Source organism: Stenotrophomonas sp. SY1 (assembly GCF_021202945.1).
Lineage (GTDB): Bacteria > Pseudomonadota > Gammaproteobacteria > Xanthomonadales > Xanthomonadaceae > Stenotrophomonas.
Window position 1 is genome coordinate 999,544 of the sequence record NZ_JAJOYR010000001.1, and the last position, 14,464, is coordinate 1,014,007.

5 protein-coding genes are annotated in these 14,464 nt (G+C 66.1%); all 5 read left to right on the top strand.

Annotated features, from left to right (window positions below; translation table 11 throughout):
• Positions 1–573: 573 nt before the first annotated feature.
• On the top strand, positions 574–8,748 hold the full coding sequence (locus tag LR961_RS03960; RefSeq protein ID WP_232147148.1) for an ESPR-type extended signal peptide-containing protein: 8,175 nt from the start codon (positions 574–576) through the stop codon (positions 8,746–8,748).
• A gap of 161 nt (positions 8,749–8,909) precedes the next feature.
• On the top strand, positions 8,910–10,781 hold the full coding sequence (locus LR961_RS03965; RefSeq protein ID WP_232147149.1) for a S8 family serine peptidase: 1,872 nt from the start codon (positions 8,910–8,912) through the stop codon (positions 10,779–10,781).
• Between the two features lie 243 nt (positions 10,782–11,024).
• Positions 11,025–12,752: a type II secretion system ATPase GspE gene (gene gspE, locus LR961_RS03970; RefSeq protein WP_232147150.1), complete on the top strand. Its 1,728-nt coding sequence runs from the start codon at positions 11,025–11,027 to the stop codon at positions 12,750–12,752.
• A gap of 31 nt (positions 12,753–12,783) precedes the next feature.
• The gene (locus LR961_RS03975) at positions 12,784–14,001 is read left to right on the top strand and encodes a type II secretion system F family protein (RefSeq protein WP_232147151.1); all 1,218 of its coding nucleotides are present in this window, start codon (positions 12,784–12,786) and stop codon (positions 13,999–14,001) included.
• Between the two features lie 34 nt (positions 14,002–14,035).
• On the top strand, positions 14,036–14,464 hold the full coding sequence (gene gspG, locus LR961_RS03980) for a type II secretion system major pseudopilin GspG (protein ID WP_232147152.1): 429 nt from the start codon (positions 14,036–14,038) through the stop codon (positions 14,462–14,464).

Consider the following 14,464-nt stretch of genomic DNA (forward strand, 5'->3'; position numbering starts at 1 on the left):
CAGCGGTCGACACATCTGCCGCGTTGTCACATGGCGCAGGGCGGCAGCGATCAGGCTGACGCCGATGCGCGGCTGTTCCGCAACGCAAAAGAATGGTTCGGCTGAATAGGCGACACCGAAAAAATTTCGGCTGAAACCAAAAAAACCGCCGAGACGCCCGCAGGTCAACGCTTATGGGGATTTTTCATCTGAGGCTGCCGGCCATTGCCCGGCGCCGGTGGGCTGCCCGCTGTCCGGGTTTTTCACGGGTACATCGGATTGTTTCTTAAGAACTTTCTCGATGGCGACCGTTCCCGAAAGGCCTCATTTGAGGCGTCTGTCACAAAATGACCGTTGATCGTCAAAAGCTTGACGGTTGATGAATGGTCATTCAACACTCGAACCATCCTGTAGCAAACCCCTGCGTATGGAACGCAGCGGGGGAGCCACGACAGGCGTGAGCCTCACGTGTCCGGCATGGCCGGGCGGCGGGATCCAAAACACACCTCAGGGGGATCGTCGGGCGCCCTCGGCCCGGCGATGGCGCTTTTCTGCGAGCGGAAGAAAACCAGCCACTTACAAGGAGCAGTGACGATGAATCGGATTTATCGCAAGGTGTGGAACAAGGCATTGGGTCAGTTGGTCGTGGCCTCGGAACTGGCCACATCCGGTTCGCCGGGCGTGGTGATCGACGAGCGCCATTCGCACTCGCACCGGCTGCTGGCGTTGCCGCTGGCCATCGCGTTGGGAATAGGCGCCGGTGCGGCAGCACCCGGAGCGCAGGCCCAGTCGGTGGAAGTTGGGGGCGCTGCGAAATGCCTGGTCTTCGGCAGCCTGAGGTTGGTCGATTGCGCCATTGATGGTACTGCAAAGGCCACCGGCAGCAACGCCGTTGCCATCGGTGCCTCCAGCATCGCTTCTGCAAACAACAGCGTGGCGTTGGGCGCCAATTCGGTGGCCCTGCGCGCGAACACCGTGTCGGTCGGCGCGACCGGCAACGAACGCCAGATCACCAACGTCGCCGCCGGCACGCAGGGCACCGATGCGGTGAACCTGGACCAGCTCAACGCCGCCGCCGAGGGCGCGTTGCTGGCGGGGCGCTACTTCAAGGCAAACGGAGCTGCCGATGGCAGTGACGATGCGCAGGCAAGTGGCGATGGCGCGACCGCCGCCGGTGTGGGGTCGGTGGCCAGTGGCACGGAAAGTACCGCCGTTGGCAGCTACAACGTCGCCGCCGGTGACTACGCCAGCGCGCTGGGCTACGTGAACACCGCCAACGGCCAGAACAGTTCGGCCGTGGGCAACTTCAACCAGGTCGAAGGCCAGAACAGCAGCGCGTTCGGTTATTCGAACCTGGTGGTGGGCGACAACGCCACCGCAGTTGGCAGCAACAGCATCGCCACCGGTGCGAACAGCCTGGTGGTGGGCGACAGCGCCCTTGCCGATGCCGAGAACGCCACGGCGGTGGGTGCATCAAGCGTTGCCAGTGGCGATGACAGCACCGCGCTCGGCGCAGCTGCCGAAGCGTCCGGCGCATTTGCCACAGCGCAAGGCGCACAGTCGTATGCGGGCGGGCAGCAGGCGCTGGCCAACGGCTTCCGATCCGAGGCAAGCGGTCGCGGCACCACTGCGGTTGGCAGTTACAGCGTTGCTTCGGGTGACCTGGCATCGGCGGTGGGCTACGGCGCCGAAGCGCGCGGCGACTACGGCGTGGCCATGGGCCTGGCGGCTTCGGCATCGGGTGTCAGCACCACGGCAATTGGCGAGTCGGCGATTGCTTCGGGCGAGGAATCCACTGCCGTTGGCGGCACCACATTTGGCGGCTTCATCAGCACCGAGGCGTCGGGCACCGGTGCCTCGGCGTTCGGCAATGGCGCCTGGGCAGTTGCCGACTACACCACGGCGATCGGTTTCAACAGCTGGGCTGATGCGGAGAACTCCACCGCGCTCGGGCAGAGCGCGGTTGCCGAAGCGGCCAACAGCGTGGCCATCGGTGCCAACTCGTGGGCGGACCGTGAGAACAGCGTGTCGGTCGGCGACGTGGGTGCCGAACGTCAGATCACCAATGTCGCGGCCGGTACCGAAGGCACCGACGCGGTGAACAAGAATCAGCTCAATGAAGTGGCGACGGTGGCCGCAACCACCAACAAGTACTTCCAGGCCAGCGGCAGTGCCGACAGTGATGCTGGCGCGTATGTCGAAGGTGACAACGCGACCGCTGCTGGCGAAGCCACCAACGCCATCGGCAACGGTGCTTCGGCGTTTGGCAGCGGCGCGAATGCAGTGGCTGACGGTGCAACCGCCGTCGGCATGAACGCCTTGGCCGCCGGGCAGAACGCGGCGGCCTTCGGCCAGAACGCCCAGGCGATCGGCCCGGGCGCGGTGGCGGTGGGTGGCAATGCGGTGGACGAAAATGGCGATCCGCTGATCAACGTCGGTGGTGTGCCGGTGCAGACCGGTGCGACCAGCGCGGGCGTCGGTGGTACCGCGCTCGGTGCCAGCGCCAATGCGGACGGCTTCGCTGCCACCGCAACCGGCGTCGGCGCGCAGGCCAGCGGTGATCAATCCACCGCCAACGGTGCGGTGGCCAATGCGCTGGGTAACTTCAGTACGGCGACCGGTTCGCAGAGTCTGGCCGAAGGCGCAGGCACCACGGCGGTCGGCTACAACGCAGCGGCGTACGAGGACGGCAACGTGGCGGTCGGTCGCAATGCCTCGGCCCTGGGTGCGGGCAGCCTGGCCATTGGTGATGGGGCTGAAACCGGCTTCGGTTTCTTCGGTATCGGCGCGACCAATGCGGTTGCGATCGGCAGCGGCAGCTGGGCGTTTGGTGACGACGCTACGGCTGTAGGCGCCAATGCCTGGGCGGTGGGTCAACAGACCACAGCGATCGGCATGGGCTCGGAAGCCAGCGGCACCAACGCGGTGGCACTGGGTGCCGGATCGGTGGCGGATCGCGACAACAGCGTGTCGGTCGGCAGCGAAGGTGCCGAACGGCAGATCACAAATGTCGCGGCCGGTACGGAAGCGACCGATGCGGTGAACAAGTCGCAGCTGGATGACGTTGCTGCGGTGGCCGAGGAAGGCCAGAGAACGGCCAAGTACTTCCAGGCCAGCGGCAGTGCCGACAGTGATGCCGGCGCGTATGTCGAAGGCGACAACGCTGTTGCAGCCGGTGAAGCCACCAACGCCATCGGCAACGGTGCATCGGCCTTCGGCAGCGGTGCCAATGCGGTGGCCAATGGTGCAACCGCAGTGGGCATGAATGCTCTGGCTGCGGGTCAGAACAGCGCAGCGTTCGGTCAGAACGCACAAGCCACCGGCCCGGCAGCAGTCGCCGTCGGCGGCAATGCGGTGGATGAAGATGGCGATCCGCTGATCACCTCCGGTGGTGTGCCGGTGCAGACCGGCGCCACCAGTGCCGGCGTTGGCGGCACCGCCCTGGGTGCCAGTGCCAGTGCGGATGGCTTTGCGGCGACGGCGACCGGTGTGGGCGCCTTTGCTGGCGGTGCGCAGTCGTCTGCGTTTGGCGCGGTCGCCAGTGCCATCGGCGACTACAGCACCTCGGTGGGTACGCAAAGTGCAGCGACCGGCACCAGCAGCGTCGCCATCGGCGGCCCGGCGGATCTGATTCCGGGTTTGGGCTTCTTCGTCGATACCCAGGCAAGCGGTGAAACGTCCACGGCGGTTGGTGCTGGTGCCATCGCATCGGGTGACTACGCGCTGGCTTCCGGTGCGTTGAGCGAAGCCTCGGGAACCGAAGCAACTGCCATTGGCTTCTTCGCCTATGCGCCGGGCGACAACGCCAGCGCATTGGGCGCGGAAAGCTGGGCCAGTGGTGCCAACAGCACGGCGGTTGGCTTCTACAGCACCAGTCGTGGCGCCGATAGCACGGCGCTGGGTTCCAGCGCCCAGGCCGTTGCTGCCAACAGCGTGGCGCTCGGTGCGGGCTCGGTCGCGGATCGTGCCGACAGTGTGTCGGTGGGCAGCGACGGCGCCGAACGTCAGATCACCAACGTTGCCGCCGGTACCGAAGGCACCGACGCGGTGAACAAGAATCAGCTCAATGAAGTGGCGACGGTGGCCGCAACCACCAACAAGTACTTCCAGGCCAGCGGCAGCGCTGACAGTGATGCGGGTGCGTATGTCGAAGGCGACAACGCAACCGCTGCCGGTGAAGCCACCAACGCGATTGGCAACGGTGCGTCAGCCTTTGGCAGCGGTGCCAATGCGGTGGCCAACGGCGCAACCGCGGTCGGCATGAACGCTCTGGCCGCCGGTCAGAACGCAGCAGCCTTCGGCCAGAACGCCCAGGCGATCGGCCCGGGCGCGGTGGCGGTGGGTGGCAATGCGGTGGACGAAGATGGCGAACCGCTGATCAACGTCGGTGGTGTGCCGGTGCAGACCGGTGCGACCAGCGCGGGCGTCGGTGGTACCGCGCTTGGTGCCAGCGCCAATGCGGATGGCTTCGCTGCCACTGCAACCGGCGTCGGCGCGCAGGCCAGCGGTGATCAATCCACGGCCAACGGTGCAGTGGCCAATGCGCTGGGCAACTTCAGTACGGCGACCGGCTCGCAGAGTCTGGCCGAGGGCGCAGGCACCACCGCCGTGGGTTACAACGCAGCGGCGTATGAGGATGGCAACGTGGCGGTCGGTCGCAATGCCTCGGCGCTCGGTGCGGGCAGCCTGGCCATTGGTGATGGGGCTGAAACCGGCTTCGGTTTCTTCGGTATCGGCGCGACCAATGCGGTGGCCATCGGCAGCGGCAGCTGGGCGTTTGGTGACGATGCCACGGCGGTTGGTGCCAACGCTTGGGCCTTTGGTCAGCAATCGACGGCCATCGGCACGGGCGCTGAAGCTGGCAGCACCAACTCGGTGGCACTGGGTGCCGGCTCGGTGGCGGATCGTGCCGACAGCGTGTCGGTCGGCAGCGAAGGTGCCGAACGGCAGATCACCAATGTCGCAGCCGGTACGGAAGCGACCGATGCGGTGAACAAGTCGCAGCTGGATGACGTTGCTGCGGTGGCTGAGGAAGGCCAGAGAACGGCCAAGTACTTCCAGGCCAGCGGCAGTGCCGACAGTGATGCTGGCGCGTATGTCGAAGGTGACAACGCGACCGCCGCTGGCGAGGCCACCAACGCCATCGGCAATGGTGCTTCGGCGTTTGGCAGCGGCGCGAATGCAGTGGCTGACGGCGCAACCGCAGTCGGCATGAACGCCTTGGCCGCCGGGCAGAACGCAGCGGCCTTCGGCCAGAACGCACAGGCGATCGGCCCGGGCGCGGTGGCGGTGGGTGGCAATGCGGTGGACGAAAATGGCGATCCGCTGATCAACGTCGGTGGTGTGCCGGTGCAGACCGGTGCGACCAGCGCGGGCGTCGGTGGTACCGCGCTCGGTGCCAGCGCCAATGCGGACGGCTTCGCTGCCACTGCAACCGGCGTCGGCGCGCAGGCCAGCGGTGATCAATCCACCGCCAACGGTGCGGTGGCCAATGCGCTGGGCAACTTCAGTACGGCGACCGGCTCGCAGAGTCTGGCCGAAGGCGCAGGCACCACGGCAGTCGGCTACAACGCAGCGGCGTACGAGGACGGCAACGTGGCGGTCGGTCGCAATGCCTCGGCCTTGGGTGCGGGCAGCCTGGCCATTGGTGATGGGGCTGAAACCGGCTTCGGTTTCTTCGGTATCGGCGCGACCAATGCGGTGGCCATCGGCAGCGGCAGCTGGGCGTTTGGTGACGATGCCACGGCGGTTGGTGCCAACGCTTGGGCCTTTGGTCAGCAATCGACGGCCATCGGCACGGGCGCTGAAGCTGGCAGCACCAACTCGGTGGCACTGGGTGCCGGCTCGGTGGCGGATCGTGCCGACAGCGTGTCGGTCGGCAGCGAAGGTGCCGAACGGCAGATCACCAATGTCGCAGCCGGTACGGAAGCGACCGATGCGGTGAACAAGTCGCAGCTGGATGACGTTGCTGCGGTGGCTGAGGAAGGCCAGAGAACGGCCAAGTACTTCCAGGCCAGCGGCAGTGCCGACAGTGATGCCGGCGCCTATGTCGAAGGCGACAACGCTGTTGCAGCCGGTGAAGCCACCAACGCCATCGGCAACGGTGCATCGGCGTATGGCAGCGGCGCCAATGCATTGGCCGACAACGCCACAGCGTTGGGCAGCAATGCGCTGGCCACGGGCAGTGGCGCGGTTGCGGTGGGCTTGAATGCCAGCGCAGCCGGCCAGAACAACATTGCCATCGGCACCAATGCCAGTACATCGAACGGTGGCTTCATGGCCATCGGTGCAGACAGCAGCGCGAAGGGTCTGTTCGCCACGGCGATTGGTCCTGATGCGCAGGCTCATGGGCTGGCCGCCACGGCAGTCGGCACGGCGGCCTGGGCGACGGGACGCGAATCCACGGCAATTGGTTTCGGCTCGACCGCCGACGCCTGGCAGGCGGTGGCGGTGGGCTCCAATGCCTCGGCAGCGTTCTTCGGCACTGCGGTGGGCACCGCTGCCCAGGCAAACGAAGTGGCTACGGCTATGGGCCAGAACGCCATCGCGGGTATCGCTGGCGCGGCATTCGGCGTGCAGACCCGTGCCGGTGAGGGCGGCGTGGCGGTTGGCAACAACGCGGCGACCGGGGAAATGGGCGTGGCCGTCGGTACCAATTCACTGGCTGGGCAGGATGCGGCCAGTGAAACCCTCGGCAAGCACACCACGGCGGTCGGCGCCGAGGCCTGGGCCACCGAGGATGGTGCAACGGTGGTCGGTTACAACAGCTACGCGCAGGCGCAGGATTCGGTGGTGCTGGGTTCCAACACCTGGACCACCAAGGATGCGCGCAACAGCGTGGCCCTGGGTGCGGGCTCGCTGGCGGACCGTGCCAACGCGGTGTCGGTGGGTGCCGCGCAGGAATGGACGGATGCAGCGGGCGTGACCCATGCGGCCATCGACCGTCAGATCACCAACGTTGCCGCCGGCACCGAAGGCACCGACGCGGTCAACAAGAACCAGCTGGATGCGGTTGCGGACCTGGCCGGTGAGACCAACAAGTACTTCCAGGCCAGTGGTGATGGCGTGGCCACTGCCAGCGGTGGCAACAGCATGGCCGCTGGCTCTGGCGCCACGGCCAGTGCCGAACGCAGCACCGCGCTCGGTACTGCCAGTCTGGCCAATGCGAACGGTGCGACGGCGGTGGGTGCCGATGCGTCGGCGCGGGCAGCCAACAGCACCGCGCTGGGTCGGCAGACCTCGATCACCGCGGCCAACGGCGTGGCGATCGGTTATGGCGCGTTTGCCAGCAACGGCGTCAACGGCGTCGCCATCGGCTCCGGTGCCGGCGTGTCTGGTGCCAATTCGGTGGCGCTGGGTGCCGGTTCGCGGGCGACGGAGGCCAACGTGGTATCGGTGGGTGCTGGGCCGGGTGGTACCGGGCCGGCAACCCGTCGGATCATCAACGTTGCCAATGGCCGCGTCGCCGAGGGCAGCAGCGACGCCGTTACCGGTGGCCAGCTGCATGTCACCAACCAGCGGGTGGGCACGGTTGAAACGCGCGTCAACGACATCGATGGCCGCATCGGTGACGTCGAAGGCGTGACCGCAAACGCGGTGACCTACGACGATGCCAGCCGCAACAAGCTGACGTTGTCCGGATTGCAGGGCACCACGCTGGATAATGTGGCTGCCGGCAATATCGCCGCCGGCAGCATGCAGGCGATCAATGGCGGGCAGTTGTTCCAGTCACTGGGCAACATGGCCAGCTTCCTGGGCGGCGGTGCGGCGGTGGGCATGCAGGGCATGTTCGTGGCGCCGACCTACGTCATCCAGGGCAGCAGCTACAACAACGTGGGCTCTGCGTTGAATGCGCTTGACCGCCAGGTCACGTCGATCAACAACCGCATTGCCGGAAACGGTAATGGAAACGGCAACGGCAACGGCAACGGCAACGGCAACGGTAACGGCAATGGCAATGGCAATGGCAACGGGCCACGCACTGCCACAACCGGTGTGCCCGTCGATGCCGGTGCCAGCGTAGCCAGCGGCGGAGCGGCACTGGGCGATCAGGCCGTTGCCAATGACGTCACCGGCACCGCCGTCGGCAATGGCAGCTACGCGCATGGTCCCAACGACACCGCACTGGGCAGCAATGCGCGTGTCGACGCCGATGGCAGTACCGCAGTGGGCGCCAACACCCACATCACCGCAGCGGCAACCAACGCACTGGCCGCTGGTGAAGGGGCATCGGTGTCGGCCGCGTCCGGTACCGCGCTGGGGCAGGGTGCCAGCGTCACCGCACAGGGTGCGGTGGCGTTGGGTCAGGGTTCGGTGGCCGATCGTGCGAACAGCGTTTCGGTAGGCAGTGCCGGCAACGAACGGCAGGTCACCAATGTCGCCGCCGGCACCCAGGCCACCGATGCGGTGAACAAGGGCCAGTTGGACCAGGGGGTCGCCTCGGCCAACAGCTACACCGACAGCAAGTTTGGCAGCTTGAACGACAGCTTCACCGGGCTGCGCGAGGACATGGACAACCGCCTGCGCAATGTTGATCGCCGCATCGATCGCCAGGGTGCGATGAACGCGGCGATGTTGAACATGGCCACCAGCGCCGCCGGTGTACGCACGCAGAACCGGGTTGGTGTCGGCATCGGCTTCCAGAGTGGTGAGTCGGCGCTTTCGTTGGGCTATCAACGGGCGATCAGTGACCGCGCCACTGTCACCCTGGGTGGTGCATTCAGTAGCGATGACAGCTCGGTAGGCGTGGGTGCCGGCTTCGGCTGGTAAGCACGATGAGGTTTCGCCCCCGCCCGCTGCGGCGGGGGCATCCGGGTTCGTGTCCGCCCGCTGTTTCATCCCCCTGACGCAGCGGGTGCGAGCCGGGAAGGCAAGGCAATGCAATGCAGCAATGGAGTTCCATCCCTGTTCCACCAGACGAGAGATCGAACATGAAAAAGACCAAGCTTGGAATGGCAGTTGCCGGTGTCGTGCTGATGGCTTCAATCGTTGTTCCCGTCGCTTCGGCGGCCGGCCCCGGCGCGCCGATGCAGACACGTCCGCTGAGCAGCGCACCGGCCGCAGGCGAGGGTGGTTATCGCTTCGTGGTGAAGTACCGTGCCGGCGCCAGCGAACTGCGTGATTCGGCTGCGGCCAACCAGGGCATCAATGCGGCCGCTTCCCGTGCAGGTTTGAACCGTGCGCTGCCGGCCACGGCACGCTCGGCTGCACGTCCGGCGGCCAGTGCGGCGTTGCTGCGGCGCATGGGCAGCCCGGGCTGGGCGGTGGTCAAGACCTCGCGCTCGCTCGATGGCGCCGAGGCGGCGAATTTCATCCGCGAAATGAAGGCCAATCCGACGGTGGAGAGCGTGGAGATCGACCGGCTGTACCACCACATGGCCACCGAAACCCCGAGCTTCACCCCGAACGATCCGCAGACCTTCGCGCAGTGGAACTTCTACAACGCACTGAGTGGCGTCAACGCCACCGAGGCGTGGGACATCTCGCAGGGCGAAGGCGTGGTGGTGGCGGTGATCGACACCGGCATCGCGCAGGGCAATCCGGACCTGCAGACCGCCGTCATTCCCGGTTACGACATGATCAGCGACAAGCGCGTTTCGCGTCGTGCGACCGATGACCGTGTTGTCGGCGGTTGGGACGTGGGCGATTGGGTCGAGCAGAACTATTGCACCGGCTGGGCAAGCGCCAATCCGCATGATGCCGATGTCAGTTCGTGGCATGGCAGCCATGTCTCGGGCACCATCGCGCAGGACACCAACAACGGCCTCAACTTCGCCGGTTTGGCGTTCAAATCGAAAGTCATGCCGGTGCGCGTGCTGGGTTCGTGCGGTGGCTTCGGCAGCGATATCGCCGACGGCATCATCTGGGCTGCCGGCGGCGCCGTGCCGGGCCTGCCGACCAACCAGACGCCGGCTGAAGTGATCAACATGAGCCTGGGCAGCGGTGGGCCGGCAAGCTGCCCGACCATCTATCAGGACGCCATCAATCAGGCCATCGGCCTGGGCAGCATCATCGTGGTGGCGGCAGGCAACAGCAACGGCAATGCCGGCAGCTACACGATGTCCTCATGCAACAACGTCATCTCGGTAGGTGCCACCGGCTTCAACGGCGGCAAGACCTATTACTCCAACTACGGGCCGCGTGTGGACCTGTCCGCACCGGGTGGCAACGCTGAGCAGAACAACAACGGCTGGATCTGGCAGGTGACCAACAAGGGCCAGCAGGGGCCGACCAGTGAATGGGGACCGACCGGCATGGTGGGCACCTCCATGGCGTCGCCGCACGTGGCCGCTGCTGCGGCGATGATCCAGAGCGTGGTCGATACGCCGCTGACCTGGGCGCAGATGCGCGAGCTGCTGGTCTCCACGGTCAAGCCGTTCCCGGTGGCCATCCCGGCCGCCACGCCGATCGGCGCCGGCATCCTGGATCTCAAGGCGGCGCTGGACAAGGCAACCACACCGCCGTGTGACCCGAATGTGGACGACTGCGGCCCGGTGGCCACGCCGCTGGTCAACAAGGTGGCAGTGGGTGGGCTGGCCGGCGGCGTCGGCAACGAAGTGCTGTACAGCTTCGAGGCCGAGGCCGGCAAGGTGCTGACCTTCATGACCTACGGTGGCACCGGTGACGTGTCGCTGTATGTCAGCCACGACAAGGAGCCGACCGCCGCCTCCTCCGACGCACGTTCCACCCGCGCTGGCAACAGTGAGACGGTGCGCTTCACCACGCCCAAGGCAGGCACGTACTTCATCAAGCTGGTGGGCGTTGCCCCGTACTCGGGCGTGACTCTGGTGGCTCGCCAGTAACTGGTTGTTGCAGCACTTTCGAACCCCGGCAATGCCGGGGTTCTTTTTTTCGGGGTGCTCGGTCCGGCGACAACGTGTTGACCGTCGCGCGGATCCAATGGCGGTGCCGGCCCGTCTTGCGGGCGGAATGCAACGCGCCTGATCATGTGTCGGTGCAGATACCGGCACCACGGAAAAGGGCATCGGATCGCACGCGGATGGCGGGAAAGAACTGCTAAAGTCCGGCCATCACAGGAGGAATGCGTGAACGCGGTAGTCAACGACGCCAATGCTGCGCCTGCGCCCGTCGAGCGCGTTGTCGCCGAACTGCTCGCGCAGGGCCGCCTGAAGGAGGCCGACCTGCAACGTGCGCGTCAGTTGCAGCGTGAATCCGGAGGTGACCTGCTGGCGCTGCTGGCACGGCTCGGATTGGTGTCTGAACGCGATCACGCCGATGCCTGCGCACGGGTGCTGGGCCTGCGTCAGCTGTCCGCACGGGAGGTGCCGGAGCAACCACCGGAACTGGTGGAGGGCGCCGAGCTGGTGCCGCTGCGTTTCCTCAAGCAGTTCCTGGTGTTGCCGTTGGGCGAGCAGCGCGGGCGCATCCGGTTGTGGATGGCCGATCCGCAGGACCGCTACGCGCAGGACGCCATCGCCCTGGCGACCGGCTGTGAGGTTGAAGCGGTGGTTGGCTTGCGCAGCGAGATCGATGAACTGATCGAACGCTGGTACGGGCAGGGCCGCAGCGCGATGGGCACCATCCTGGAATCGGCTGACGGCGAGGCCACGCAGGTCGATGACATCGAGCACCTGCGTGACCTGGCGTCCGAAGCGCCGGTCATCCGCCTGGTGAACCTGCTGATCCAGCGTGCGGTGGAGCTGCGTGCTTCGGACATCCACATCGAGCCCTTCGAGAACCGATTGAAAGTGCGTTACCGCGTGGATGGCGTGCTGATCGATGGCGAGAGCCCGCCGGTGAATCTCACCGCTGCGGTGATAAGTCGCATAAAGATCATGGCCAAGCTCAATATCGCCGAGCGCCGTCTGCCGCAGGACGGCCGCATCATGCTGCGCGTGCAGGGCAAGGAACTGGACCTGCGCGTAAGTACCATGCCGACCGCGCACGGTGAGAGCGTGGTGATGCGCCTGCTCGACCGCGAGGCGGTGGTGTTCGACTTCCAGCGGTTGGGGTTCTCCGACGATTTCCTGCCGCAGTTCCGCAAGGTGCTGACGCAGCCGCACGGCATCCTGCTGGTCACCGGCCCCACCGGTTCGGGCAAGACCACCACGCTATACACCGCGTTGAGCCAGCTCAACACCGACAAGGTGAAGATCATCACCGTCGAAGACCCGGTCGAGTACCAGCTCGAAGGCATCAACCAGATCCAGGCCAAGCCACAGATCGGGCTGGACTTCGCCAACGCGCTGCGCAGCATCGTGCGCCAGGACCCGGACATCATCATGATCGGCGAAATGCGCGACCTGGAAACCGCGCGCATCGCCATCCAGTCGGCACTCACCGGCCACCTGGTGCTGTCCACGCTGCATACCAACAACGCCGCTGGCGGCATCACCCGGCTGTTGGACATGGGCGTGGAGGACTACCTGCTCACGTCCACCATCAACGGCATCCTGGCCCAGCGCCTGGTGCGCCGGCTGGAGCCGGGCCATGCGCAGCGTTACCCGGCATCGGCCGAGGAAATCGAACGCTTCAACCTGCGCCGCTACCAGCCGCACGGCGAGATATTCCTGTATCACCCGCAGCCGTCGGCGCTGGCGCCTACCGGTTACAAGGGGCGCACCACCATCGTCGAGTTCCTGGTGATGAACGATGAACTGCGCAATGCGGTGATGCGCAAGGCCGGCATGGGTGAGATCGAACAGATCGCGCGCGCGGCCGGCATGCGCACCATGTACGAGGACGGCATCATCAAGGCACTGCGCGGCGAAACCACGCTGGAAGAAGTGCTGCGGGTGACGGAGGACGCATGAGCCCGCTGATCCACCAGGAGTCCATGCGCTGATGCCGTTGTACCGCTACAAGGCGCTGGACAGTCACGGCGAACTGCTGGATGGGCAGATGGAAGCGGCCAGCGATGCCGAGGTGATCGCGCGCCTGCAGGAGCAGGGGCATCTGCCGGTGGAAGCACGCCTGGCGTCCGGCTCGGCATTCGATGGCGCCAGTTGGAAGCAATGGCGGCAACGCCCGTTCACCGGTGCCACGCTCGTGCAGTTCACCCAGCAGCTGGCGACCTTGCTTGGTGCTGGCCAGCCATTGGACCGGGCGTTGTCTATCCTGCTGGAAACTCCCGAAGACGCGCGTGCGCGCCGGGTCATCGGCGACATCCGCGACAGTGTGCGCGGTGGCACGCCGCTGTCGCAGGCGCTGGAACGCCAGCACGGTTTGTTCTCGCGCCTGTACGTGAACATGGTGCGTGCCGGCGAAGCCGGTGGCAGCCTGCATGAGACCCTGCAGCGGCTGGCCGATTACCTGGAGCGCAGCGAGGAGCTGAAGGCGCGCGTGGTCAACGCGATGATCTACCCGGCGATCCTGCTGCTGGTGGTTGGCGGCGCGTTGTTGTTCCTGCTGGGCTACGTGGTGCCGCAGTTCGCGCAGATGTACGAAAGCCTGGACGTGACCCTGCCGTGGTTCACCCGCACGGTGCTGGAGGCCGGCCTGCTGGTGCGGCAGTGGTGGATCGTACTGGTCGTGGTGCCGGCACTGGCGCTGTTGTGGGTGGAACGCAAACGACGCGATGCCGGCTTCCGTCTTGCTTTGGATACCTGGCTGCTGCGTCGACGCATGGCCGGCGCGCTGGTGGCCAAGCTGGAAACCGCACGCCTGGCGCGCACGCTGGGCACGCTGCTGCGCAATGGCGTGCCGCTGCTGGCCGGGTTGGGCATCGCCCGCAATGTGCTGGGCAATCGTGCCTTGTCTGCCGATGTGGCAGATGCCGCCGAAGCGGTGAAGAACGGCGCCGGCCTGTCCGCATCGCTGGGCCGCAACGGCCGCTTTCCACGGCTGGCGCTGCAGATGATCCAGGTGGGCGAGGAGTCCGGCACGCTGGACAGCATGCTGCTCAAGACCGCCGACACCTTCGAGCAGGAAAGCGCACGCGCCATCGACCGCATGCTGGCCGCGTTGGTGCCGGTCATCACCCTGGCGCTGGCCTCGGTGGTGGGCGTGGTGATCGTGGCGGTGCTGGTGCCGCTGTACGACCTCACCAACGCCATCGGCTGACATCCATTCCCCCGAAACGCAGAGAAAGGACCCCATGAAGCGCGCATTGAAACAACCTGCTTTCCACGCACGTCAGGCGGGCATGAGCCTGCTGGAAATCATCATCGTCATCGTCCTGATCGGTGCCGTGCTCACCCTGGTGGGTAGCCGCGTGCTGGGCGGTGCCGACCGTGGCAAGGCCAACCTGGCCAAGACCCAGATCCAGACCCTGGCCGGCAAGGTGGAGAACTACCAGCTCGACACCGGCCGCCTGCCGGCCAAGCTTGACGAGCTTTCCACCCAGCCGGCAGGCGTCAGTGGCTGGCTGGGGCCGTATGCCAAGCCGGCCGAGTTCAGCGATCCGTGGGGCCACGCCATCGAGTACCGCGTACCCGGCGAGGGGCGTCCGTTCGAGCTGATCAGCCTGGGCAAGGACGGGCAGCCCGGTGGCGACAGTTACAACGCCGACATCCGCTACGAATAA